This window comes from Pantoea piersonii, from assembly GCF_003612015.1.
GTDB classification, from domain to species: Bacteria; Pseudomonadota; Gammaproteobacteria; order Enterobacterales; family Enterobacteriaceae; genus Pantoea; species Pantoea piersonii.
On the sequence record NZ_RARB01000013.1, the window covers coordinates 40,751 to 62,279 of the forward strand.

General features: G+C 57.6%; 21 protein-coding genes, 1 pseudogene and 1 riboswitch. Of the genes and pseudogenes, 13 read left to right on the plus strand and 9 right to left on the minus strand.

Going from position 1 to position 21,529, the window contains the following annotated elements; genetic code table 11:
• Window positions 1-304 precede the first annotated feature (304 nt).
• Both D7S44_RS21840 and D7S44_RS21845 read left to right on the plus strand, forming a co-directional pair.
• Window positions 305-631, plus strand: coding sequence for a gamma-glutamylcyclotransferase family protein (locus D7S44_RS21840; protein ID WP_120458323.1), 327 nt, complete (start codon window positions 305-307; stop codon window positions 629-631).
• Window positions 632-888: 257 nt separating this feature from the next.
• Entirely contained in the window at window positions 889-2,868 is a 1,980-nt protein-coding gene (locus D7S44_RS21845; protein ID WP_120458324.1) for an autotransporter outer membrane beta-barrel domain-containing protein, read from the plus strand.
• A gap of 310 nt (window positions 2,869-3,178) precedes the next feature.
• Here D7S44_RS21845 and D7S44_RS21850 read toward each other — a convergent pair whose 3' ends face one another.
• From D7S44_RS21850 to D7S44_RS21865, 4 genes are all read right to left on the minus strand, one after another.
• Window positions 3,179-3,346 (minus strand): con-10 family general stress protein, encoded by a 168-nt coding sequence (locus D7S44_RS21850; RefSeq protein WP_103796973.1) that lies wholly within the window; start codon window positions 3,344-3,346, stop codon window positions 3,179-3,181.
• 321 nt (window positions 3,347-3,667) lie between these two features.
• On the minus strand, window positions 3,668-4,195 hold the full coding sequence (locus D7S44_RS21855; protein ID WP_240629519.1) for a VOC family protein: 528 nt from the start codon (window positions 4,193-4,195) through the stop codon (window positions 3,668-3,670).
• Window positions 4,192-6,033, minus strand: a complete 1,842-nt coding sequence (locus D7S44_RS21860) for a glycoside hydrolase family 15 protein (RefSeq protein WP_120458326.1) — start codon at window positions 6,031-6,033, stop codon at window positions 4,192-4,194. The genes D7S44_RS21855 and D7S44_RS21860 overlap by 4 nt, the downstream gene beginning before the upstream one ends.
• An 84-nt stretch (window positions 6,034-6,117) precedes the next feature.
• Window positions 6,118-7,011 carry an SDR family oxidoreductase gene (locus D7S44_RS21865; protein ID WP_120458327.1) on the minus strand — a complete coding sequence of 298 codons (894 nt, stop codon included), beginning with the start codon at window positions 7,009-7,011 and terminating at the stop codon, window positions 6,118-6,120.
• 600 nt (window positions 7,012-7,611) lie between these two features.
• Between D7S44_RS21865 and D7S44_RS21870 the strand changes: the two genes are divergently transcribed.
• From D7S44_RS21870 to D7S44_RS21910, 9 genes are all read left to right on the plus strand, one after another.
• Window positions 7,612-8,562: a DMT family transporter gene (locus D7S44_RS21870; protein WP_120458328.1), complete on the plus strand. Its 951-nt coding sequence runs from the start codon at window positions 7,612-7,614 to the stop codon at window positions 8,560-8,562.
• A gap of 41 nt (window positions 8,563-8,603) precedes the next feature.
• A riboswitch (TPP riboswitch) is annotated at window positions 8,604-8,723 on the plus strand.
• 142 nt (window positions 8,724-8,865) lie between these two features.
• Window positions 8,866-9,801 carry an FAD-dependent oxidoreductase gene (locus D7S44_RS21875; RefSeq protein WP_120458329.1) on the plus strand — a complete coding sequence of 312 codons (936 nt, stop codon included), beginning with the start codon at window positions 8,866-8,868 and terminating at the stop codon, window positions 9,799-9,801.
• Window positions 9,791-9,988 carry a sulfur carrier protein ThiS gene (gene thiS / locus D7S44_RS21880; protein WP_120458330.1) on the plus strand — a complete coding sequence of 66 codons (198 nt, stop codon included), beginning with the start codon at window positions 9,791-9,793 and terminating at the stop codon, window positions 9,986-9,988. Before D7S44_RS21875 ends, thiS begins: the two co-directional genes overlap by 11 nt.
• A gap of 3 nt (window positions 9,989-9,991) precedes the next feature.
• Window positions 9,992-10,750: a thiazole synthase gene (locus D7S44_RS21885; RefSeq protein WP_120458331.1), complete on the plus strand. Its 759-nt coding sequence runs from the start codon at window positions 9,992-9,994 to the stop codon at window positions 10,748-10,750.
• Window positions 10,751-10,762: 12 nt separating this feature from the next.
• Complete coding sequence (locus D7S44_RS21890) at window positions 10,763-11,731, plus strand: HesA/MoeB/ThiF family protein (RefSeq protein WP_120458332.1); 969 nt, start codon at window positions 10,763-10,765, stop codon at window positions 11,729-11,731.
• Between the two features lie 2 nt (window positions 11,732-11,733).
• Window positions 11,734-12,462: an ABC transporter ATP-binding protein gene (locus D7S44_RS21895; RefSeq protein WP_306457944.1), complete on the plus strand. Its 729-nt coding sequence runs from the start codon at window positions 11,734-11,736 to the stop codon at window positions 12,460-12,462.
• Window positions 12,455-13,192: an ABC transporter permease gene (locus tag D7S44_RS21900; RefSeq protein WP_120458333.1), complete on the plus strand. Its 738-nt coding sequence runs from the start codon at window positions 12,455-12,457 to the stop codon at window positions 13,190-13,192. The genes D7S44_RS21895 and D7S44_RS21900 overlap by 8 nt, the downstream gene beginning before the upstream one ends.
• A gap of 21 nt (window positions 13,193-13,213) precedes the next feature.
• Window positions 13,214-14,143: an ABC transporter substrate-binding protein gene (locus tag D7S44_RS21905; protein WP_218834658.1), complete on the plus strand. Its 930-nt coding sequence runs from the start codon at window positions 13,214-13,216 to the stop codon at window positions 14,141-14,143.
• Window positions 14,144-14,213: 70 nt separating this feature from the next.
• Window positions 14,214-14,732, plus strand: coding sequence for an O-acetyl-ADP-ribose deacetylase (locus tag D7S44_RS21910; protein ID WP_120458335.1), 519 nt, complete (start codon window positions 14,214-14,216; stop codon window positions 14,730-14,732).
• Here the strand turns inward: D7S44_RS21910 and D7S44_RS23590 are convergent.
• From D7S44_RS23590 to D7S44_RS21920, 3 genes are all read right to left on the minus strand, one after another.
• Window positions 14,729-14,887, minus strand: coding sequence for a hypothetical protein (locus tag D7S44_RS23590; protein ID WP_158591298.1), 159 nt, complete (start codon window positions 14,885-14,887; stop codon window positions 14,729-14,731). The genes D7S44_RS21910 and D7S44_RS23590 overlap by 4 nt on opposite strands.
• Before the next feature lie 79 nt (window positions 14,888-14,966).
• Complete coding sequence (locus D7S44_RS21915) at window positions 14,967-16,286, minus strand: NtaA/DmoA family FMN-dependent monooxygenase (protein ID WP_120458336.1); 1,320 nt, start codon at window positions 16,284-16,286, stop codon at window positions 14,967-14,969.
• 12 nt (window positions 16,287-16,298) lie between these two features.
• A complete protein-coding gene (locus tag D7S44_RS21920) occupies window positions 16,299-17,207 on the minus strand; it encodes an ABC transporter substrate-binding protein (protein ID WP_120458337.1) in 909 nt (302 codons plus the stop codon).
• Between the two features lie 247 nt (window positions 17,208-17,454).
• Between D7S44_RS21920 and D7S44_RS21925 the strand changes: the two genes are divergently transcribed.
• Window positions 17,455-18,531 carry a diguanylate cyclase gene (locus D7S44_RS21925; RefSeq protein WP_120458338.1) on the plus strand — a complete coding sequence of 359 codons (1,077 nt, stop codon included), beginning with the start codon at window positions 17,455-17,457 and terminating at the stop codon, window positions 18,529-18,531.
• Window positions 18,532-18,753: 222 nt separating this feature from the next.
• Here the strand turns inward: D7S44_RS21925 and D7S44_RS21930 are convergent, their stop codons facing one another.
• Both D7S44_RS21930 and D7S44_RS21935 read right to left on the minus strand, forming a co-directional pair.
• Window positions 18,754-19,833: a GlxA family transcriptional regulator gene (locus tag D7S44_RS21930; RefSeq protein ID WP_120458339.1), complete on the minus strand. Its 1,080-nt coding sequence runs from the start codon at window positions 19,831-19,833 to the stop codon at window positions 18,754-18,756.
• A gap of 2 nt (window positions 19,834-19,835) precedes the next feature.
• Window positions 19,836-20,759 (minus strand): DMT family transporter, encoded by a 924-nt coding sequence (locus D7S44_RS21935; protein WP_240629520.1) that lies wholly within the window; start codon window positions 20,757-20,759, stop codon window positions 19,836-19,838.
• Window positions 20,760-21,283: 524 nt separating this feature from the next.
• On the opposite strand from D7S44_RS21935, the pseudogene D7S44_RS21940 reads away from it, so the two are divergent.
• Window positions 21,284-21,529 (plus strand): annotated as a pseudogene (locus D7S44_RS21940) (outer membrane protein assembly factor BamA); the annotation flags it as partial.

A 21,529-nucleotide genomic window follows, 5' to 3' on the forward strand; every position in this document is an offset into this window, starting at 1 on the left:
GCGCATGTAACAAAGGCGAGAGTGGAGATTGATTGTAATCAGCAAGGCTGTACGCCGTCGGAAAAGAATAAACCTGCAAACATTCACTGTAATCAGCAGTGCCCACTGTACACAGGGCCGTTCACTGTAGTGAGTAGAGCAGCCAGAACGCGCCTCAGGTTTTATCTCCGCTTTGCCCCGTAAAGTCTGGAGACGTCGCAGAGCCTCCATCAGGTAACGCAGGCGCGCATGGACAGCGGCAGAGAATGACATCGCATAACGGCATCGGTAAAGTCAGACTGTCGTTTTTAAAAGGGAGGAGTAAATGGAAAAGCTGTTTGTCTATGGCACCTTATGTCCGGGGCGTTCGAACGCCCATATGCTCGAAAGTATTGGCGGCGAGTGGCTGGCGGGAACGGTAAAGGGCATCCTGCATGAATCGGGCTGGGGCGCAGCCCAGGGCTTTCCGGCGATTCAGCTGGACAGGCAGGGATCGCCCGTACGTAGTTATCTTTTTCAGTCTGCTGATCTGTCGCAGCACTGGCCCATGCTGGATGAATTTGAAGCAGGTTACGACCGTGTGCCTGTTACAGTGAACACTGACAATGGCGAGCGGGTCACTGCCTGGATTTACCAGATCCAGCCCGCCTGAGAAAAAGGTGCCAGTGAGGATTGCTGGCACAACAGCAGCTTATCTGCCGCTTCGTCTAAAGCCCCGCCTGACAAAATATTTACGAAATAGTGGCAAGAGCTTCTTTCTCTGACTAATTTTTTAATCGTCCTGTTAACACTTTATTTACGTTCGCATCACTGGTGCGGCGCTTTTTACCTGCGCGCCTCTTAGTGAGCGCATCTGTCGTTAAATACTGCGGCCAGGCGAGCAACGCCTGGCGATTTCCGGAGTCGATGATGAAAATCCCTAAAGACGCGCGTTCTCTCGCTGCCATCACTGCCCTTGGCGCTTTACTGGCGCCGCTGCCGGCGCTGGCGTGGGACAGTCTTACCGTGTTTGGCGACAGCCTTAGCGACAGTGGCAATATTGGCCGTTTTACCTGGGATGGCGGGCAGCATCAGCTTTATGACGAGATTCTTGCTTCGCAACTGGGCCTGGATTTACAGCGTTCGACGCTGGGCGGCAGCAATTATGCACAGGGCGGCGCGACATCACGGCACCGTCTCGATCCTACCCTTAACACTGAAGATCAGCTCACGGGCTATCTGAATTCGACCGGCGGACGCGCCGACAGCAATGGGCTTTATATTCACTGGGTGGGCGCAAACGATGTCGCCGTCGCCGTCACCAACCCGTTCACCGCAGCCGATACGCTGGCTACCAGCGCAGCGGCGTCGACGGCGCAGGTCAAAACGCTGCTGGATGCGGGCGCAGGCGCGGTAATCGTGCCAACCACGCCGCAGCTGGGCGAAACACCCTATATGATTTTAACGGTGCTGAGAGTGCTCGGGTCGGCCTCAAGTGCGGCAACGGCTGCCGCCTTTCAGTCGCTGGACAGCGCCGCGACGCCCGATGCCGCGTCACGCCAGCAGGCGGTGCGAAACGCTTTCACTCAGGCAGCGGCGCAGGTTTCATCTGTACCCGCCGTACGCGATGCGTTGGCGGAACAGCTCTATCGCGCCTGGCAGGCGTTGAGCACGGAGGTTTCTTCGCTGACGGCTGGCTACAATCAGCAGGAAGAGCAGGGACTGGCGGCGCTCAGCGGCAATATCGTGCGCGTCGATATCGCCGGTTTATTCAATGAGGTGATTGCCGATCCGACCCGTTACGGGCTGACCAACACTATCGGCATGGCCTGTCCGGTTGGCACAGCAGCGGATGACTGCGTTTCTACTGCAGCTGGCTTCTCCAGCGAGCAGGCGTATTTGTTTGCCGATCGACTCCATCCCAGCCCCGCTGTACACGCCATGATAGCGGACTACATCCAGTCGATTCTGGATGCGCCCCTGCAGGTTGCCGCCCTGTCGCAGGCGCCGCAAATGATGGCGCGCGATATGCAAAACACGCTGGACGGCCATCTGCAACAGCAGCGGCACCAGGACAGCAGCGTAGGCCAGCTCTCGGTATTCGGCGGCTATGCCGGTCAGCATGTGGATTATAAAGGCGACGCTTTCTACAACGGCGATGCCACTACTGCCAGCTTTACGCTGGGTCTGGGTTATCAGCTAACGGACAACTGGCAGACCGGCGTGCTTTTCTCCAATACCAACCAGCGGCAGGAGCCTTCCTCACGCTACGATTACCGGCTGCGCGGCAATCTGGTGGCGCTCTACAGCCAGCTTGAGCTGGGCGATCAGGCGTGGATCAATGCGGATCTTCACTATGCCGATCTCGATTTTGACGACATTCAGCGCGACGTGAAGATTGGCCCGGCAACCCGCACCGAGCAGGGCAACACCGGCGGTAAGCTGCTCGGCATGCGCGTACAAACCGGATGGGATCTGCCGCTCAGCGCGCATATCACTACCGGCCCGGTTGCCAGCTATGCGCTCGATTATGGCCGCATCGGCGGCTACCGCGAACAGGGCAACACCAGTACCTCGATGCGTTACAGCGACCAGACCAGCCACTCGCAAATCGGCGCTATCGGCTGGCGTATTGATACGCAACAGTGGCCGGTCAATCCCTGGGCGCAGGTGAGTTACAACCATCAGTTTGGCGACACCGACTCGACGGTCACCGCAGGTCTGAAATCGACCCGCACCGCGTTCAGCCGCACCACTGGCGCGCGCGACAGTAACTGGCTGGACGCCACCGTTGGTGCCAACGTGCCGCTGGGCGAAACGGTAAATGCTTTCGCTGGCGTGTCAGCCATTGGCGGCAACCGCGACGCGCATCAGATCAGCTGGAATATCGGCGTGAACGCGACCTTTTAATTCGCGCAGGGCCAGCCATAGCGTGCTGGCCCTGATATAAACGGGCAACAGCAATACCATTTGCTGATTTAACTGGCGGAGACTGTCAGAGGGGGTTAATTATTTAAATTGTGATGTGGCCAGAAAAGTTTTTTATAGCGGAAAGGTAGTTGACTGAAGCGCGTAACCTTTATTGCGTGCGCAGATATAACCGATAATGTAGAGGCAAAAAATATGCGCCAGGCTGTATAACCCGGCGCAGTCGATAGCGGTTTTATTAACGCTATGCAGTGCTCATCTCTCCTGAGAAACCTGTGTTCAGGTAAGAGAGTTATGAGCCTCGGCGGCTGTTCTGCCCGCCTTTTTTACCCGCTTCGGATGCTTTCTCACGGTCGTTTTTGAAGTTACCACCGCTGTGCTGTCCGCCTTTGCGGCCAGCTTCTGACGCTCTTTCACGATCTTCAGCAAAGTTACCTGATCCGCCTCGATGTTGAGCCATAATGGGTCCTCTTCATGAGTTGAAAATAACACAGCCGGTCTGTAGGCTGCGTGCGTCTTACACCTTAAAGATTAGAACCCTTGTTATATTCTGCAAGCGGTGCGGTAAAAGGGCAGGCTGCGAAATTTAACAAGGCAGCAATAATTCAGGCGAGCAGAAGCGGCTGGAAATAAAAGGGAATATTGCAAAAATTGTATCGCAATAATAACCTTGTACAGGTTGTAGCAGGGAAATAAAAAGAGGGTTTATTGCCGCGGCGGGGGATTCAGACTATTCCTGGCAATAAAAACAGCCGCGCCGAAGCGCGGTCTGACAGAACGTTTATTCAGCAGGCAACCAGCGCGGCTGGGTCGCTTCGCCATCATACTGCAGCGGCGAGGGCAGGGTGATAAGCTCAATCAGCACGCCAAACGGCGTCAGACAAAACCATGTCTGATTCCCTGAGCCTTCTTCCTGGGCGAAACAGTCATTCGGGCCGTCATAAAAGCGTGCGCCATGCGCCTTCAGCTTTTCCGCCGTCTCGTTGATATCATCAACATAGATGGAGAAGTGGTTAACGCCGGGCTGGCCGATATTTGCCAGATCGTCGGCAATGCCAGGCTCCAGCTGGAACAGCTCTACGTTACAGCCATTCCCCAGGCGCAGCATTGACAGCCCCACCACGCTCAGCTGGGGCGGAAAGCCGTTAACCGGACGCATTTGATCGCCGCCGATGCGCTGTTCGCTCTTCTGCCAGGGAACGATGCGGTAGAGTATCGACGCATCGAGCGCCTTGATAAAAAAGTTTTCCGCCTGCTCAATATTGCTGACGGTGATGCCGATATGCTCAATGCCTCTTGTCGCCATCATAGTTCTCCTTGAGTTTTTTGATTATGTTGATGACAGGTCAATGCCTGCGCGGCGCAAATCAAAGCAAGGTGACTGAGACCCTGCGGCAGATTCCCGCGCCATTCGTTGCTGCGAACGTCAAACATTTCATTGAAGATCTCTACATTACCGCTGTCGCACAGCGTTTCCAGGATCTCATCCATGCAGGCGCGCGCCTTTGCAATCTCGCCCAGGGAGGCCCAGGCTTCCGCCAGCCAGAACGAGCAGGCGATAAAGGTGCTCTCCTCCTTCTCCACGCCGCTGTAGCGATAGAGCATGGCGCGACCCTGGCCCAGCTCGCGCTGAATCGCCGCATAGGTCGAACGCATACGCGCCGGGTTCACCGCATTGCCGTAGTGATGTACCAGCGCCAGCGAGGCATCCAGCCGCTCTTCGCTGCCGACGTAGAACAGATAAGCCTGTTTGCTCTCCGACCAGCAGTGCTCTTCCACCCAGTCGCGGATGCGGTCGCGCTCGCGCTCCCAGCGCTCCATCCAGGTCGGTTCGATATGGCGCGCTTTCGCCATGGCGACCGCGCGATCCAGCGCCAGCCAGCACGCCATTTTCGAATGGGTATAGTGCTGCTCTTCCGGCAGTTCCCAGATACCGGAATCTTTTAGCCGCCAGCGATCGGCGCAGTGGTTTGCCAGCTGGCCCAGCAGCCGCGACGTGCCTAAGTCCAGTACGTGGCCCGCTTCGATAAACAGCTGCGCCGTGGCGAGCATATCGCCATACATGCTCAGCTGACGCTGGTCGCGCGCGTTATTACCGACGCGCACCGGCAGCGAATCTTTATAGCCGCGCAGCGCCGGATAGCGCTCCGGTGGCACGATATCGCCTTCAAGCGTATAGCAGGTACGTAGCTCGATGCCGTGACGCATAATGGTCTGCGACAGCCAGGAGAAGGCCGCTTTACAATCTTCCAGCGCGCCGAGATAGACAAAAGATTTAATAATCAGGCAGGCGTCCCGCACCCAGGCGTAACGGTAGTCGTAATTTTTCTCGCCGCCGATGCCTTCCGGCAGCGAAGTGGTGGCCGCCGCGGCCAGCGCCCCGGTAGGGGAGTACCAGAGAAATTTCAGCGACAGGGCCGAGCGTTTGACATGGACTTTGTATTCGCCCTCATAGCTCAGGCTTTTACACCAGTCCTGCCAGGCGGTATGACTGGTTTCGATACGGGTATCAATAGCCTCGAGGTCCGGCACGGCCAGCGGCTCGCGCTGGGTAATCAGCAGCGCCACCAGCGAACGTGAATCCTGCTGCGTGGTAAGCTCGGCGATCACCTGCTCGTCATCCATATGGGTGATCTTTACGTCGTCGCTGGTGCGCAGCATCGCCATGATATCGCCGATATGAAATACATTCCCCTGAGTGGTGTTGCCCATCCACGGCGAACGCGTCTCCGCAACAGTGCCAAAGCGCAGGTGTAGCCTGAGCGTCATGCTGCCGCGCACGCCTTCTACGCGGCGCGCAAGTTCGCTCCAGGGCAAACGGCCCGCCAGGGTGCTGTTCAGGGATTCCGTCAGGCGAACTTCGCCTTCATCGGTGGTAAAACAGGTTTCCAGCACATTACTTTCATCGCGGTAGCGTCGCTGCATGCGATAGGGCTGAACAGGCGTAAGCGCAAAAAAACCGCCAATGCCGGGATCGAGCAGGCGATCGAACAGCGGCGGCGAATCGAGATTCGGCGCGCACCACCAGTCGATAGCGCCGTCGGGGGCAATCAGCGCGACAGAACGTCCTTCGCCAATCGCTGCGTAGTCACCGAGGCCCGCAAATCCATCCTCGCGTACGGGCGAGGCGTAATCACCGTTTTTCATCAGAAGCATCCTTGTCTGAAACGCGTTATCTACAGACGAAAAAACTGGCCGCACAGGGCGACCAGTTGGGAGGAACAGCGGGTATTACAGCGTGCCAGTACCGCCGTCGGAGCACCAGACCTGACCAGAGGTGTAGCTGCTTTCGGCCGAGGCGAGCGTGACGTAAAGCGGCGCGATTTCAACCGGCTGGCCCGGACGGCCCAGCGGCGCGCTGGCACCGAACTCTTTAACTTTTTCCTGCGGCTGGCCGCCGCATACCTGCAGCGGAGTCCAGTATGGACCCGGCGCGACCGCGTTTACGCGGATGCCTTCCTCGCCCAGCTGCTGCGCCAGCGCTTTGGTAAAGGCGACGATGGCCGCTTTAGTCTGCGCGTAGTCCAGCAAGATATCGCTTGGTTTATAGGCCTGTACCGATGAGGTATTGATAATGGATGCGCCGCGCGGCAGGTGGTCAACTGCGGCTTTGGTGATCCAGAACATGGCATAAACGTTGGTTTTAAAGGTCGCGTCAAAGTCTTCGGTAGAGAGGGTACGAATCGATTCGTTGAACTGCTGACGTCCGGCGTTGTTCACCAGAATATCGAGTCCGCCCAGCTGATCGACAGCCTGTTTCACCAGCGACTGGCAAAAGGCTTCATCACGGATATCGCCAGGAATAGCCACGGCTTTACGGCCTTCAGCTTTAATCAGCTCGATAACTTCAGCCGCGTCCGACTCTTCTTCTGGCAGATAGTTGATCGCTACGTCGGCGCCTTCACGGGCATAGGCGATAGCGACAGCGCGGCCGATACCGGAATCGCCGCCGGTGATCAGCGCTTTGCGTCCAGTCAGACGGCCAGTGCCGCGATAGGTGGTTTCCCCGTGATCCGGAACCGGATCCATTTTGCTGGCGAGACCGGGCACAGGTTGTTTCTGTTCCGGAAATGACGGTTTCGGAAATTCAACCGGGACGAGTGTTTTGTCGTTTTGGGTAGTCATGCTTAGCTCCTTGCACATCGTTTTCGGATGATAATAAGCCTGGCACATATGTGAAGTTTGTCACATTCAAATTAACCAGACGGTTATTAAACCCACCATTTGCGGGATCGTTATTAATAATAAGGCGGCTTTTGAGGTTTAACTTCGAGCGGAGAATTTTTTTCGCTGCGCCTATTTAACAGGCGGTTTGGTGAAAGGTTTATATAACCTTTTGTTACTTGAGAGTGCCGTCAAACCCAGAAAGTTATCGCGATTAAATTTCTATTTAAACAAAGAGTTAAATATTTATCGGCGTTTTCTGTTGCGTCTTAATAAAGGTAAGGGTTGACCTGTTTTTAGCGCTGAACCCGCATAAGATCTGGCGCGTCAGGTAGAGCATAAGGCGTGGAGAATAAACTTTTCGGCGTTAAGAAAAAAAGTAAATAAACTTTCAGCTCATTCTCACTCGAGGCAGGGAGAGCGTGGTTGCGTAATTATGCTGTACGCCTGGCCCATAAAGGCAGAATACGCTGTATTTGCTGTGGTTTCCCGCGGCCTGCGCAGCGCGTCTGCGTTAACCTGAGCGCTCACTTTCTGATACGGCGGAATAAGGAGCGCGGCGTGAGCGCGTCGACGGGTATTTCACTTAAAATCATAGCGACGCTCAGCTCCACGCTGATGCTTGCCTGCGTAAAAGGTCTGGAGGGCGCGTTGCCGGTCGGCGAGGTGATTTTTTTCCGTTCGCTGGTGGGCATAATGCCGTTGCTGGTCTGGCTGCAATATCAGGGCGGTATTGTAGCGGGCATTAAAACCCGCAACGTTAAGGGGCATCTTGGCCGGGGCCTGGCGGGTACCTGCAGCATGTACTTCAGCTATCTGTCGCTGATGTATATTACGCTGACCGACGCCACTGCCATTAACTATGCCGCGCCGCTGTTTACCGTACTGCTCGCTGCCGTGGTGCTGCGCGAAAAAGTGCGTCTTAATCGCTGGCTGTCGGTGCTGGCCGGGTTTGTCGGCATTGTGATCATGCTTTCTGGTCACCTCTCGCTAAGCGGCCCGTCACGTCTCACTGTAGCCAGCCTGGCCTCATCCGTCGGCGTATTGCTGGCGCTGCTCTCCGCTATCTGCACGGCTGGCGCGCTGATTCAGATCCGCTACCTGAGCGGCAAAGAGAAGCCGGGCGCGATCGCCTTCTGGTTTACCGCGATGACGGGCGCGACCTCACTGCTGACGCTGCCGTTCGGCTGGCGTTTACCACAGGGCGAGCAGCTCCTTCTGCTGCTGGGCTGCGGCTTTTTCGGCGGGCTGACGCAAATTTTGCTGACGCTGAGCATGCGCTACGCCGACGCCTCGCTGCTGGCGCCTTTCGATTACAGTTCGCTGCTCTGGTCGGTAATTATCGGCGTGATTTTTCTTAATGTCTTGCCCGAAAACACCACGCTGATCGGCGCGAGCCTGGTGGCGCTCGCCGGTATCTACTCTGTTCTGAGTGAGCGACGTCAGCGGCGTCGGGCTGCTTCGGTGGTGTTAACCACCCGCAGCGAAACCGCCGATTTAACAGCTGACTGACACGTCGCACTTGACGCCGGACAGTCAGTTGCCCTACAACTAATGGCCGTCGGGGGAGTCTCGCCAGAGAGACTGAGAGGCTAATAGCGCAGCGCGCGGTTTAGCGACCCTTTGAACCTGACCCAGTTGATACTGGCGTAGGAAGACTCGTATCTCACTGATGCTTTCCCCTTTGAGATGCCTGCCGCGCGAGCTTACCTCCTTTGCTCACGCTTTTTCCCTTCACGTATCACGGGTCGTCAACATCGAGGCCTGCGTGAATCGTTATCTTTTTCAAAAAGCTTACTTTGTCAGGTGCGCGCCATGAGCCGCTGGTCTGTGATCGGCAGCGGCGTCGCCGGATTATGCGTCGCCACGCTGCTGGCTGAACAGGGCGAAACGGTTGAGGTGATCGTCAGCGACCAGACGCCCGCGTCGCACTGGGCGGGCGGGATGCTGGCGCCTTTCTGCGAAGGGGAAAGCGCGCCTGAACAGGTCGTCGAACTGGGACAGCGCGCCGCGGAGTGGTGGTCGCAACGGGTTGACGACGTCGCGCATCAGGGCACGCTGGTGGTGGCGTCGCCGCGCGACGCGGCGGAGCTGACGCGCTTCGCCCGCATGACGCGTCAGCACCAGTGGGCCGATCCCGCGCAGCTCGAGCCTGAGCTGGCGGGACGCTTTGCGCGCGGCCTGTTTTTCCCCGATGAAGCGCATCTCAATCCGCGCGACGCGCTGCGGCAACTGCGTGCCAGCCTTGAGGCGCGCGGCGTCGCCTTTCACGCCGGCAAACCCGCCGGAACCCTTATCGACTGTCGCGGCATTCACGCCGTCGATCGCCAGCCGGAACTGCGCGCGGTACGCGGCGAGATGCTGATCCTGCAGTGTAAAGAACTCCATTTTTCCCGGCCGATCCGGCTGCTGCATCCGCGCTTTCCCTGCTATCTGGTGCCGCGTGCCGACGGGCATTTTATGCTCGGCGCGACCATGGTTGAGAGCGACGACGCCAGCCCGATCAGCGCCCGCGCCATGATGGAGCTGCTCGGCGCCGCCTGGGCGATTCACCCGGCGCTGGCGGAGGCGCGCATTGTCGAGAGCGGTACGGGTCGGCGTCCCGCCTACCGTCATAACGTGCCGGAAGTGCGCTACCGCGACGGCGTCTTCTCGCTTAACGGCATGTACCGCCACGGTTTTTTACTTGCGCCCGCCATGGCGCAGCAGCTAATGCAACTGCTTAGTCAGGAGTCGAACCATGCAAATTGAACTCAACGGTCAGCCAGTGGAAACCGAAGCGGCGAATGTCGCGGCGCTGCTGCAGGAGCGAAAAATCGACGCCGCCTGCGTCGCCAGCGCCTTTAACGGCCAGTTTTTGCCGCGCTCGCAGTATGAGAGCCAGCGGCTGGAAGCGGGATGTCGGCTGGAAGTGCTGTCGCCGATGCAGGGAGGCTAAAGCATGTTCTACGGCTTTGTTCCCCGCTCGCGCTTTCTGCTCGGCACCGCCGGCTATCCGTCGCCCGATATTCTGCAGCAGGCGATCTGCGCCGCTGATGCCGAAATCATTACCGTCAGCCTGCGGCGGGAAGGGAGTCAGGGCGGCGCGTTTCGCGATCTGCTCAGCCAGCTCAACCGCCGCGTACTGCCCAACACCGCTGGCTGCCACAGCGTCAAAGAGGCGGTGACCACCGCTTATATGGCGCGTGAACTCTTCGACACGCCGTGGATAAAGCTGGAGGTGATCGGCAACGCCGACACGCTGCAACCCGATCCCTTTGCGCTGGTCGAGGCGGCGCGCATTCTCTGTGCGGACGGCTTTCAGGTCTTTCCCTATACCACTGAGGATCTGATCGTCGGTGAAAAGCTGCTGGAAGCGGGATGTGAGGTGCTGATGCCCTGGGGTGCGCCTATTGGATCCGGTCAGGGCTTGCGCAATATCGAAGGGTTACGCAGCTTCCGCGCCTGGTTTAAAGACGTGCCGCTGGTGATCGACGCGGGTATCGGCGCACCGAGCCAGGCGGCGCAGGCGATGGAACTCGGATTCGACGCCATCCTGCTCAACACCGCCGTCGCGAAAGCACAGGATCCGGTGGCGATGGCGGGCGCTTTTGCGGGCGCAATCCGCGCGGGACAGGCGGCGCACCAGGCGGGACTGATGGAGCGGCGCGAGATGGCCGCTGCCTCGACGCCGGTGTTTGGCCTGGCGCAGTTTAGCTAACGGGACAAGAGAATGAATCGTTATCAGCGGCAGCAGATGCTGCCAGAGATCGGCGAAGCGGGGCAGCAGCGGCTCCGCGCCGCGCGCGTGCTGGTGGTGGGCGCAGGCGGGCTGGGATCGACGCTGCTGCCGCTGCTGGCGGGTGCGGGCGTCGGCTATCTGCGCATCTGGGACGATGACGCAGTAGAGCTGCACAATTTACATCGTCAGACGCTTTTTACCACCGCCGATGTCGGCCAGCCAAAAGCGCTGTGCGCCGCGCGCGCGCTGAACGAGCGCAACCGCGATTGCGTAACCGAGGCGCGACAGCAGGCGCTGCGTGCCAGTACGGTCGCGAGAGCGCTCGAGGGGATCGACCTGGCGATCGACGCGGCGGACAGCTTCGCCGTGACCTACACCTTGTCCGACGCCTGTCAGCCGCGCCATATTCCGCTGATCAGCGCCTCGGTGCTGGGTCGGCAGGGCTATGTCGGCGGTTTTTGCGGCAGCGCGCCTGGCTATCGTGCTCTGTTTCCGCAGCTCCCCACCTCTGCCGCTAACTGCAACACCGCTGGCGTAATGGGACCGGCGGTGGCGACGCTGGGCGCGATGCAGGCGCAGATGGCGCTCAGCGTGCTGCTGGGATTAACGCCGTCGCCGCTCGGCAGCCTGGTGAACTGCGACTTTACCCAGTGGCATTTCCGCGCCTTTCGCTTTGACGACGCGCAGGAGCCGACGCAGCCCCTCATTCCTTTTATCGACCGCGACCTGCTGCAGGCGGACGATTGTATCGTCGAGCTGCGCAGCCGCGAGGAAGCGCCGCACAGCGTGGCGGCGCAGGTTGAGCGCATCCTGCCGGAGGCGATAGACGCGTGGCAACCCCCCGCCGGTCGGCGCGTAGTGCTGGTGTGCGCCAGCGGCATTCGCGCGGCGAAAGCGGCGTCGGTGCTGGCGCAGCGCGGCGTCATGCCGCTGGCGATCATCGCGGCGAACCAGGGATGAGCATGATGCCGCACGGCCCCGACATCGCTTTTGAAGAGGTAACGTTTGGCTGGAACAGCAAGCCGATCTGCGATCGTTTTAGCCTGGCGCTGCGCGGCGGAAAAACCAGCGCGCTGCTGGGGCGCAGCGGCGCAGGTAAAAGCACGCTGCTGCGGCTGGCGGCGGGGCTTTTAACGCCCCAGCAGGGACGGATAAGCAGCTCGCTGGCGGGCGATCTGTCGCAGCACATCGCCTGGATGGGGCAGCGCGACGAGCTCTATCCCTGGCTGTCGGTACGCGACAATGTCACGCTCTCCGCGCGGCTCAATGGTCAGCGTCCCGACCGCAAGCGCGCCGAAGCGTTGCTGGCGCAGGTCGAGCTGGCCGGGCTGGGCGACGCGCGCCCCGACTCGCTCTCCGGCGGGATGCGGCAGCGCGTCGCGCTGGCGCGCACGCTCTATCAGGATCGTCCGGTGGTGCTGATGGACGAGCCGTTCGCCACGCTCGACGTCATGACCAAGCTGCGGCTGCAAAGCCTGACCGCCCGTGTGTTACGCGACAAAACGCTGCTGTTAGTCACACACGATCCGCTTGAGGCGTGTCGCCTTGCGCATGATATCTACCTGCTGGATGACGCGCCGCTGCGCTGTCGCGCCTTTTCCGCACCCGACGGCGATGTGCCGCGCGCTGCGCAGGATGGCGCGGTATTGCAGGCGCAGAGCCAGCTTTTTCAACAGCTCAGTCATGATTAAACATCGTATTTTAAGCCTGGCCTACCTGCTGGCGGTGATCGGCGGCGTATGGCAACTGGCACGCCACAGCGGCGTACCCGCTTTTCTGCTGCCTTCGCCTCAGTCGGTGGGGCAGGCGCTGCTTCAGCAGCATGCGCTGCTGGCGCATCACGCGCTCTATACGCTCGGAGAGATCGCGCTGGCGCTGCTGCTGGGCGGCGGCGCTGGCGTGACGCTGGCGATTGTGATGTCCGCCAGTCCGCTGCTGCGCCGTCTGCTGTTTCCGCTGGTCGCCGCCAGCCAGACCATTCCCGTCTTTGCGCTGGCGCCGCTGCTGGTGCTGTGGCTCGGTTTCGGCGTCGCGTCGAAAGTGGTAGTCGCCGCGCTGATTATCTTTTTCCCGCTCTGCCTGTCGCTGTTTGACGGACTTTGCCGCACGCCGCCCGGCTGGCTGGAGCTGGCGCAGACGATGAACCGCTCGCGGCTGCGACAGTTCCTGCATGTGCGCTGGCCCGCGGCGCTGCCGCACTTTTTTTCCGGTCTGCAAATGGCAGCCATTCTCGCGCCGGTTGGCGTGGTGATTGGCGAATGGGTCGGCGCGAGCGAAGGGCTCGGCTACCTGATGATGCATGCCAGCGCGCGGCTGGAGACGCCGCTCAGTTTTGCCGCACTGGCGCTGTTAATGCTGCTGGCGCTGCTGTTATCGGGCGGCGTCGCACTGCTGCGCCGTCGTTTTCTCTACTCTGCATAAGGAATCATTGTGAAAAAAGTAATGCTGATGCTGGTTGCGCTGCTGATGGCTGCGGCCGCGCCCGCTCAGGCGGCGCAGAAGGTACGCCTGCTGCTCGACTGGTTCGTTAACCCTAATCATGCGGCGCTCTTCGCCGCCAAAGAGAGCGGTGCCTTTGCGCGTCAGGGACTGGATGTGGAGATGATCGCGCCAGCGGATTCCGCCTCAGTGCCGCTGCTGCTGGCGGCAGGCAAGGCCGATCTCGCCGTAAGCTACCAGCCGCAGCTCTATACGCTGGTGGATAAAGGGGTACCGGTGATCCGCGTCGGTACGCTAATCGGCCAGCCGCTTAATACGCTTACCACGCTTAAAAGCAGCCATATCCATACGCTCAGGGATTTCGAGGGGAAAACGCTTGGTTACGCCATTCCGGGATTTGAAGATGTTGCTATTCAGACCATGCTCAAATCGGCAGGCGTAGATGTCGGCAAGGTTAAGCTGATCAATCTGAATATGGATGCCGCCTCGGCGCTGCTCAGCCATAAAATCGACGGCGCGATGACCATCTATCGCAATTATGAGCTGCTGGAACTCAGGCAGCAGGGCGCAGAGACCCTGACGTTTAAACCGGAGGAGCATGGCGTTCCCGCCTATGACGAACTGATCGTACTGGCGAACGCTGGTACGGCGGCGACCGACCCGCGTATCGGCAAGTTTCTGCATGGGCTGAACGAGGGCGTAGCTTATTTGCGCGCGCATCCTGAAGCGGTCTGGCAGGCTTTTATTAAGGCTTATCCGGAGCTGAATACGCCGCTTAATCACCAGGCCTGGCAGGCGACGCTGCCGCTTTTCGCCAGCGACGCCGGCAGGTTGGATGAGGCACGCTATCAGGCTTTTGCCCACTATATGCTGGACAACAAACTTATCGGTCAAATCGCGCCCCTGTCGCGCTACTCGTTGCCGACACAGTAACGCTGGCGTTTGTTCACATCTTCTTTTATCTGACGCGACTAGACTTAAGGAAAAGGACAAGGAGCGAAAGATGCAAGAGAAGATCACGCTGGTGGCTGGCGATATCACCAAAATCAACGCGGACGCCATCGTTAACGCAGCGAACAGTTCGCTGCTCGGCGGCGGCGGTGTGGACGGCGCGATTCATCGCGCCGGCGGGCCGGAAATAGTGGAGGAGTGTAAAATCATCCGTAACCGCCAGGGCGGCTGCCATACCGGCGACGCGGTGATCACCACCGCAGGAAAACTGCCTGCGCGCTACGTCATTCACACTGTCGGTCCGGTATGGAACGGAGGCAGTCAGAACGAGGCTGAACTGCTGAAGCGCGCCTACCAGAGCTGTTTCAGGCTGGCGCAGCAGCACGATATCAAGACGATTGCCTTTCCCAGCATCAGTACCGGTATCTACCGTTTTCCGAAGAAAAGAGCGGCCGAAATCGCCCTGGAGGCGATTCGCGACGCGCTGGCGGATAATCCGGCGCTGGAGGAGGTTAAAATTGTCTGCTTCGATGAAGAGAATTTCGAGATTTATGCCGGTCTGCTTAACTAGCCCATCGCCACGCCATAAATAAGCACCGCCACTGCCACAACGGCATAGACGCCCGCGCGCGTCAGCAGATTTTTCTGCTGGCGCTTAACGCCCACGATTAAGAAACCCAGCGCGACGCAAAGCGCCATCAGTGAAACCAGTAAGTATGCTGTCATGCCTGACTCCCGATAAAAAAAGCCTTATTTAACATGCCAGCATCAGCGGCGATAGCCGATTTACACTTCTGTTAAAAACTCACCTCAGCCCATTCTCCGGACGCGCCAGCCCCAGGGTATCGCGCAGCGTGCCTTCTGGATAGGTCGTGCGGAAGACCCCGGCGCGCTGTAAACGCGGCACCACTTCCTCAAGAAACAGATTGCCGCTCGCTTCCAGATAGGTCGGCAGTACGACGAAGCCGTCGCACGCGCCGCTGTGATACCACGCGATCATCATTGCCGCCACATCATCCGGCGTGCCGACCGGTGAAGGAAAGGAGAGGCTTTCTGCATAGCGAACCGCCATCTCGCCCAGCGTCAGCTTCTCTTCAAGCGCCTGCGCAATCACATACTGGAAGCGCCCTTTGCTGCCGGTGATAATATCGCGCAGATCCGGCGCTGGCTTATCCAGGGGATACTGCGCCAGGTCATGATTCATGCTGGCGGACATAAAGCTCAGCGCCGATTCAACGGTGATCAGCGACTTAAGATAGCGATCTTTCTCCTGTGCCGCGGCGCGCGTTTCCGCCAGCACCGGCACGATGCCAGGCAGAACGCGCAGCCGATCCGGCGTACGGCCGTACTGCTGCGCTTTGCTTTTCAGCGTCTGGTAAAAACGCCGCGCGCGCTGCTGATCCGGCTGCACCACGAACAGGACCTCGGCGTGCTGCGCCGCCAGATCGATAAACGCTTCGGATACGCCCGCCTGGATCACGACCGGATAGCCCTGAGGCGGACGCGGGATATTGAGCGGCCCGCGCACATCAAAGAAGGTTTCATGGTGGTTGAGATAGCGAAAGCCATCGGGCCGGGCGAATAGCGCGTTGGCTTTGTCGATCACGATGGCGTCATCGTCAAAGCTGTCCCACAGCTTTTTCATCAGCGTAATAAACTCAGCGGCGCGCGCGTAGCGCTCGGCGTGGGAATAGTGACTGTCACGGCCAAAATTGCGCGCTTCGGCGTCGCTGACCGAGGTGACCAGGTTCCACGCCGCGCGTCCGCCGCTGAGGTGGTCGATATTCGCCAGCTGCCGCGCGGTAGTGTAGGGCAGCGAATAGGAAGAAGAAACGGTGCCGCCCAGGCCGATGCGGTCAGTCACCGCCGCGAGCGCGGCAAGCAGCGTCAGCGGTTCCGACCAGCCCTGCGGGCGGCTGCGCACCGTGGCGCTGAGGTCGCCGCCGTAGATATCGTCAATCGCCAGCTTGTCTGCGACAAAAATCATATCAAGCTTTGCGGCTTCAGCCTGTTGGGCGATGCGGCGAAACAGCGGCCAGTTCGTGCCGCCGCTGGAGACGGCCTCAGGGTGACGCCAGCCGCCCTGGTGGATGCCTGCATCAAGATAGAGCGCGATATTCATCATTATTTTCTCTCCTTAAGGCTGGCGAAAAAAGCTGGCGTCGATCATCGCGTCGGCTCTTAGCCCGGGTTTGATCAGGCCACTTTGGGCAAAGGTGTCGATAGCGGCCTGCTGGCGCTGCTGCACCGTCGCCACATCGCTTAGCGGCGCGTTGTTCTCGCGCTTCACCTTGTTCAGCGCCACCGCATCTGGCAGGCGCAGCAGCTTCGCGATGCCCTCTGCATACGCCTGCGGATGGGCTATGCCCCATTCGCGCGCGCGAATCAGCCGCTGCCGAAAATCCTGTAGCGCTGTACGTTTATCCGCAATGGCGCGATCGGTCGCTACCAGGTAACTGGATACCGGGAAGGCATCGCCATCTACCGCAATGACCGCCCCGGACTGGGCGACAGCAAAAGAGACATAAGGCTCCCATGTAGCGACCGCGTCTACCGCGCCGCTATCCAGCGCCAGCGTCGCTTCGGCAGGCGTGGTAAAGACAAACTGCACGCTGTCGGCAGGCAAGTGCGCGTTGTTCAGGGCATTAAAAACCAGGTTTTGTCCGGAGGAGCCTTTCACCGTGGCAATCTTTTTACCTTTCAGATCGGCGGCGCTTTTAATGCTGCTGCCTTTTTTTACGATGATGGCATTGCCCAGATATTGCGATGCCTGTATGGCTTTAAGGGGGGCGCCCGACGCGACGGCAAACGACAGCGGGCCGTCGCCCACCAGACCGGCATCCAGATGGCTGGCGTTAAGCGATTCCAGCAGCGGCGCGGCGTTAGGAAACTCATACCATTTCACTTCATAGGACAGATGGCTGAGTTCTCCCGCTGCTTCCATGACGGCGCGCGCATTGCCCTTTTGATCGCCAACTATCAGTTCGGTATCCGCCGCCTGGCTGGCAAAAGCGGTCAGGCACAGCGTTAACGCTAGCATTTTCATCTTTGATTTCCCGGGGAAAAAGAAACCAGACTAAGTTTTCTCAGCTGAAAGAGGTAATAACGAATGCGGGAAAGGTTTTCTGCGCTGAGAATAACGACGAGGATGTTCAGGCAAAAAGATTATTAATTGCGAAAGTAATTTTTAGGTGAAAATAAAGATACAAGACGAAAATTCCTAAAAAAACTCACCGCTTTAAATCAATTACCGATAAACTGCGCTATCCATCCCGCCGCTTCTTACTGATTTAATGAATTATTACTCTCCTGATGACAGGCATTTGAAGTTACGCTCGACCCGGTTCGTCAGGCGTATGTTTGCTATGCGACAGTTGGGCACCATTCTCTGCTTTTATCCCATCCTCTCGGTGTTAATGGAGTCGGGGAAGGGCCTTAGCGTCTGCGCGCTGCTTTTCGTCAACGCTTTTTTCTGGCCCTGGATGGCCTGGCGGCTGGCGCTTGCTTCTGACGACCCGACCGGGCGCGAGCGCATTAACCTGACGCTGGACGCTGCCTTTGGCGGCGTCTGGGTGGCGATGATGGCGCTTAGCCCATTGCCATCGTTCGTGATCATGGCGATTCTGGTGGCGGATCGCTACGCGGCGGGCGGTTGGGCGCAGCTTATCGCCGCGCTGCAGGCTTTTCTGGTCGCCTTTGTGCTGGTGTGGGCGCTGCAAGGCGCGCCGGTCAATATGAACTTCAGTACGCGAACGGTCTGGCTGACGTTGCCGCTCGCCACTTTCTATCTGCTGGCACTGAGCGTGGTTTCTTATAACCTGACGCTGAATCTGCGCCTGAAGAATCGCGAGCTGGAGCGCATCGCGCTGATGGATCCCGGGCTAAAGATCCCTAACCGACGGCTGTTTGAGCGTCGTCTGGAGAGCGAGTTTCTACGTACCCGCCGTGGAGAAAGCGCCGCCTGGCTGATGCTTATCGATGTGGACCATTTCAAGGCGGTAAATGACAACTTTGGCCATGAGGCGGGAGATTTTTTACTGGCAGAGATCTCCGCGCTGCTGCGCGACGGTGTCGGTATTGAGGATATTCCGGCGCGCTTCGGCGGTGATGAGCTGTGCGTTATCGTGCGCGATGCTCAGGAGGCGGCAATCCTGGCGCTGGCGAAAACCCTGCAGACCCGCATCTCGCAGCTTCGCCTTCCCGCCTCGGCTGATTTCTCCTGCACCGTCAGTATCGGCATCGCGCCCGCCAGCAAGGTGGATTCGATCCACAGCTGGCTGCGTCACGCCGATGAGGCGCTTTACCAGGTCAAGCGCGGCGGGCGTAACGGCGTGCATCTCTGGCAGCCGTCTGAGGGTGTAACGCACTAAAGTGACTGGTGTTTTGACCGGTGGCAAAACGCCAGGCGGAACGGGTTTATACAACGGCTAGTGAGCTGCTCAAATACCAGGCCCACTTATCCTTTATTTCTGAATAAACCGTCCGGCAGACAGCTTGCCGGGCTCTGTTTCCTCGTTTGGGCTTATGTGTAACCTGTTAAACGACGCGCGTTATATGCGCGCTTCTCTCTGCCACCCTGCGTAAACGCCCATTTAAAGCGTGCGATAGCGGCCAGGCGTACAACCATACTCTTTCTGAAAATTCCGTATAAAATGCGCGCAATCACTGAACCCGGTTCTTAGCGCAATTTCAGTAATAGTTTCAGTCGAGTTCTTCAACAGCCAGCTGGCATATTTGAGACGCGTGGCGCGAATAAACTCTTGCGGCGATTTACCAAATTCGTCATGAAACAGGCGAGTCAGATGACGAGGGCTGATATGAACTTCTGCGGCCAGCCAGGCTGTCGATATCTGTTTTACCAGCGATTTTTCAATTAAAAAAACCGCGCTGCGCAGGCGAGGGTCACTGACCCTGGTGAAACCGATCGCTCTGGCTACGGATATCGCAGTGTCATCAATTTTGTTTGGTATAGATATCTGATGAATAGCTTTTGTCGCGCGATCCGGGCCGCAATGTCGACGGATAAGTTCAGTAGCGAGACTGATCGTTGAAATCCCGCCGGAGCAGGTCAGTATATCGCCTTCATCAATGAAATCATGACCTGTTTCAGCATAAACCGCCGGATACAATCTACGGAAATCCGCTATATGGTAGGGGTGAATGGCGGCCCTGCGAGAGTCCAGCCACCCCTCTTCGGCAAGAATAAAGCTGCCGGTACAGATGCCAATAAGCGGGATGCCCTCCTGTCTGGCATGATGCAAATAGTCCCGACCGGCAGAATGGCCATTTTTAAGGCTCCGCAGCAGACCGCCAATAACGGCAATATAAGTAAACTCAGCAGGAGACCGGAAAGGGCCATCAGGCTGAACAGAGGTCCCTGAGCTTGCCAGAACCGGTTCGGCTGGATAATGACTCATCACATACCATGAGCATCGCGTTTTCTGGCTATTATCGCCAAAATCCGCCGCATGGCGCAGTGCATCGATTAGGCCTGCCAGCGCTAATAGTGGAAATTCCGGCCAGAGGATAATCCCTACGCTTATTTCAGGCTTAGCAGCAGCCTGCTTACCGGCAATATTGTCTATATCTGAAATAAAATCACAGGAAACAGCCGTTTGTTCCTCACTCCGTACAGAGCGCTGGTGGTTATTCTTTGCCAGGATGTTGCTCATGCTCATTTGCCTGTGTATGACGTAGGGCTCTCTCTGAGGCGGTGATTCTCTCGCCCAAGGCGCGTTAGCATCAGACCGGAAAGAATAAGTACCGAGCCGGTTAGAAAACTGGATTGCAGCGTCTCTCCGAGGGATACCGCCCCGGCTGCAATGCCCATGACCGGCGTCAGAAGGATCAGCGTGCCCAGCGATGAGACGTGATAATAGCGTAATAAGGTGAACCAGCACAGATAGCTGATTACAGACACGATAATCGTCTGGTACGCCAGGCTGAGCAGCACTGCCGCGTTCAGAATAAAGCGTGTTTCATGCGTGAAACACGCAGCCAGGGCCAGCATAAGGCTGGTGATGGTCAGCTGATAAAAAAGTGTGCAGGCAGGCGGCAGGGTAGACAGCTGAGAGGTGCGAATAATAATGCTGGAGATGCCCCAGGAGAGACCGGCAGCCAGAGCGAAGAGATCGCCTGCTGTCGCAGAGCGATCGGCAAAAGAAAACTGTACGGCTACGGCAATACCTGCGAACGCAACGATTATTCCTGACCATTGCAGCCGCGTCATTCTCTCATCGCGAACCAAAAAATGCAGGCCGACCGCGGTGAACAGCGGGGCGGTGTAGAGAAACAGCGTAATATGCCCGGTAGAGGTTTTAGGTATTCCCAGCGCAACCATAAAAAATTCCAGAGCAAACAGCAGTCCAGTGCATAACCCTGAGAAAGCGACGCCAGGCGTTTTCAGGTGAAGGGTGATCCCATCCCGACGATTAAACAGAATAAAAACGATCAGTGCAGAGAGACCTGATCGAATGGATAGCTGCAGCATGGGTGAAACATATTGCTCAACCATCTTTATTGCGACCTGTTGAGAACCCCAGATGGCGCAAATAAAAAACATAATAAAAAAAACAGAAGCATCCAGACTTTTGCGCATAGACCTTTTCTTCAGTTACAGGGACAAACTGGCCCTCTGATGGATAATCGGGGCTATTCTCGGATACCAAAGAGCCGTCGGATTGTACGGTAAGGACGAAGGCTATAACGCAAGAGACAATTTCTATAAAGACGGTAAATAAAACCTCAACCGCCTGATCGGGTATGCCAGGCGTTGCTGGTAAGCAGAAGCTAAATTTAAACGCTTTATTTAAACTGACTACACAAGAGCCTCTCGTGTCGGAAACAGGATTAAACGACCTTTTTATTATAAGGTTAAGCGTATTTCATCAGGTCTGGGGGAATAAGGAGGAGTCTTATGTAAGCCATATTTAATTAATCCGTTATCATTTTCTATTTTTGTGTAAAAGAACAGAAAATGCCTCTTTTGTCATTGAATCTTAGTAGGTAAAACCTGTCTGTTAGCGTGAGTAATCGGGGCCGCGTCAGCGATTAGTAAATATAATTTATTACTTATCGCCTGAGAAAACTTTTACGTTATTTGAAAATAAAACAGGCTTTAAGATATTAATGAAAAAAACCATTGTTGCCTTAATTATGCTGAACAGCTCAGTTGCCTGGTGCGCAGACGATTTTGTGGTAAAGGATATTCATTTCGAAGGGCTGCAGCGAGTCGCCGTCGGCGCAGCTCTGCTGAGCATGCCGGTACGCGTTGGCGATACGGTTAATGACGAAGATGTCAAAAATACCATTCGTTCACTCTTTGCTACCGGCAACTTTGAGGATGTTCAGGTCCTGCGCGACGGAACT

What these genes read in the sequence shown, in the direction of transcription:
- D7S44_RS21865 (WP_120458327.1), bottom strand. Translation starts at nt 7,011, where the DNA reads ATGACTACCCAAAACGACAAAACACTCGTCCCGGTTGAATTTCCGAAA.
- D7S44_RS21895 (WP_306457944.1), top strand. Translation starts at nt 11,734, where the DNA reads ATGATGCCGCACGGCCCCGACATCGCTTTTGAAGAGGTAACGTTTGGC.
- D7S44_RS21855 (WP_240629519.1), bottom strand. Translation starts at nt 4,195, where the DNA reads ATGATGGCGACAAGAGGCATTGAGCATATCGGCATCACCGTCAGCAAT.
- D7S44_RS21860 (WP_120458326.1), bottom strand. Translation starts at nt 6,033, where the DNA reads ATGAAAAACGGTGATTACGCCTCGCCCGTACGCGAGGATGGATTTGCG.
- D7S44_RS21930 (WP_120458339.1), bottom strand. Translation starts at nt 19,833, where the DNA reads ATGAGCAACATCCTGGCAAAGAATAACCACCAGCGCTCTGTACGGAGT.
- D7S44_RS21900 (WP_120458333.1), top strand. Translation starts at nt 12,455, where the DNA reads ATGATTAAACATCGTATTTTAAGCCTGGCCTACCTGCTGGCGGTGATC.
- thiS (WP_120458330.1), top strand. Translation starts at nt 9,791, where the DNA reads ATGCAAATTGAACTCAACGGTCAGCCAGTGGAAACCGAAGCGGCGAAT.
- D7S44_RS21935 (WP_240629520.1), bottom strand. Translation starts at nt 20,759, where the DNA reads ATGCGCAAAAGTCTGGATGCTTCTGTTTTTTTTATTATGTTTTTTATT.
- D7S44_RS21850 (WP_103796973.1), bottom strand. Translation starts at nt 3,346, where the DNA reads ATGGCTCAACATCGAGGCGGATCAGGTAACTTTGCTGAAGATCGTGAA.
- D7S44_RS21920 (WP_120458337.1), bottom strand. Translation starts at nt 17,207, where the DNA reads ATGAAAATGCTAGCGTTAACGCTGTGCCTGACCGCTTTTGCCAGCCAG.
- D7S44_RS21840 (WP_120458323.1), top strand. Translation starts at nt 305, where the DNA reads ATGGAAAAGCTGTTTGTCTATGGCACCTTATGTCCGGGGCGTTCGAAC.
- D7S44_RS21875 (WP_120458329.1), top strand. Translation starts at nt 8,866, where the DNA reads ATGAGCCGCTGGTCTGTGATCGGCAGCGGCGTCGCCGGATTATGCGTC.
- D7S44_RS21885 (WP_120458331.1), top strand. Translation starts at nt 9,992, where the DNA reads ATGTTCTACGGCTTTGTTCCCCGCTCGCGCTTTCTGCTCGGCACCGCC.
- D7S44_RS21905 (WP_218834658.1), top strand. Translation starts at nt 13,214, where the DNA reads ATGCTGATGCTGGTTGCGCTGCTGATGGCTGCGGCCGCGCCCGCTCAG.
- D7S44_RS21910 (WP_120458335.1), top strand. Translation starts at nt 14,214, where the DNA reads ATGCAAGAGAAGATCACGCTGGTGGCTGGCGATATCACCAAAATCAAC.
- D7S44_RS21925 (WP_120458338.1), top strand. Translation starts at nt 17,455, where the DNA reads ATGAATTATTACTCTCCTGATGACAGGCATTTGAAGTTACGCTCGACC.
- D7S44_RS23590 (WP_158591298.1), bottom strand. Translation starts at nt 14,887, where the DNA reads ATGACAGCATACTTACTGGTTTCACTGATGGCGCTTTGCGTCGCGCTG.
- D7S44_RS21845 (WP_120458324.1), top strand. Translation starts at nt 889, where the DNA reads ATGAAAATCCCTAAAGACGCGCGTTCTCTCGCTGCCATCACTGCCCTT.
- D7S44_RS21890 (WP_120458332.1), top strand. Translation starts at nt 10,763, where the DNA reads ATGAATCGTTATCAGCGGCAGCAGATGCTGCCAGAGATCGGCGAAGCG.
- D7S44_RS21915 (WP_120458336.1), bottom strand. Translation starts at nt 16,286, where the DNA reads ATGATGAATATCGCGCTCTATCTTGATGCAGGCATCCACCAGGGCGGC.